The organism is Campylobacter sp. 107, assembly GCF_002383835.1.
GTDB lineage: Bacteria > Campylobacterota > Campylobacteria > Campylobacterales > Campylobacteraceae > Campylobacter_D > Campylobacter_D jejuni.
Map to the genome: position 1 here is coordinate 1 of NZ_NXBA01000069.1, position 1,360 is coordinate 1,360.

Annotated in this window: 2 protein-coding genes; both read right to left on the reverse strand. The window is 25.4% G+C overall.

Features of this window, described 5'->3' with window-relative positions; translation table 11 throughout:
• The coding region (locus BGS40_RS07460) for a hypothetical protein (RefSeq protein ID WP_070209932.1) at positions 1-231 on the reverse strand (231 nt) is incomplete at its 3' end.
• Between the two features lie 7 nt (positions 232-238).
• On the reverse strand, positions 239-1,360 hold a 1,122-nt coding region (locus BGS40_RS09270), incomplete at its 5' end, for a lipase family protein (protein ID WP_180753111.1).

Consider the following 1,360-nt stretch of genomic DNA (forward strand, 5'->3'; position numbering starts at 1 on the left):
AAAGTAAAAAGGATTATTAGGAAGTTCATTTGAGCCTGTAAGGAGAGTGGAGTTTAGGAAGATATAAGCTTGGTAGTTTTGAAGTTCTTCAAAAGTAAAATCTGTCGTTGCTTCTAATTTATAAAGTTCATCATAAATACTTTGACAATCAATGATGCTTTTATTTTCACAAAATAAATAAATACTTTTTTTATCTTTATGAATAGAATATAAAAAGTCTTTACCTATCATAATTTTCCTAAATAATACCTATTTTAGCTTTTCCATTAAAATACAAAGCTTGTGATATTTTACAAACTCCACCTAAATATTGCTCATCCCAAATTTGATCTTTTATTTTATAACTTTTTGAATTATATCCATATATTTTTGTTATATTATTAATATTTTCAAGACATTTCATATCTTTATAAACCACAATGAAAATTCTAAATTCCCCAATGGCAATTTTATGAGCTAAGTTTTCTTGATTATTAATAAAGGAACAATCTTTTCTGTATTTATTAAAATCATTTTTATCAAGAATTAAAATGTATTTTTCTTTTTTTTGCGCCTTTAAAATAAAATCTATGATTTTTGTTTGACTAATGGTAGGAGCTTTATAGCTTGCATAATAATTATCTCCAAGCTCTTCTAAAATACCATTTGTTTCTTGCATTATGGTGGCTATTAATGAAAGAAAATATTCAAAATGATTGATTTTTTCTGGAGAACTTCTAAAAAGTCCAAGAGGTCCATTTTTAAGAGCGAAATTTTTATTATTAATAGCATTATTTTTTAACACAAAAGTTTCTGTATAAATTTGAATATTTTTCATAAAATGATTAAGATACTCTATACACTCACTAAGGCTTTTATCTTTGACTTTGTTATAGTTAGCATCTAATTCTAAAAGATAGGAATAAAAATAGAGAGTATTAACAAGAGGTTTTATAGAGTGATCATTTTTCCCTGTATATATACCTAAAGCATTGCTTGCACCATATTGAGCTGAAGCAATGATTTCAATTTTACCATTATCATAAATATGAGTGATTTTTTCTGAAACATCTATAGTGTATTTTCCTAAAAGATCTTGCATAATTTTTATAGTATTAGGGTTGATAGCTATATTAGGAAAATTCCAACCATAAACACTAGGGGAATTAAAAGTATAAACTTCATTAGGGCTAAAAGATAATTTGTCTTTATATTTAATATCGCAATATATCAAAGCCATTTGAGCTAAATACCCACCCAATGAATGTCCTACAAATATAATTCTTTTGTGTTTATTTTTGATTATTTTATTTACTTGTTCTAAAAATTCTAAAAGAGAAGAAGATTGGATATTGCCATTGAGGGATAGAGTTATGTCTTG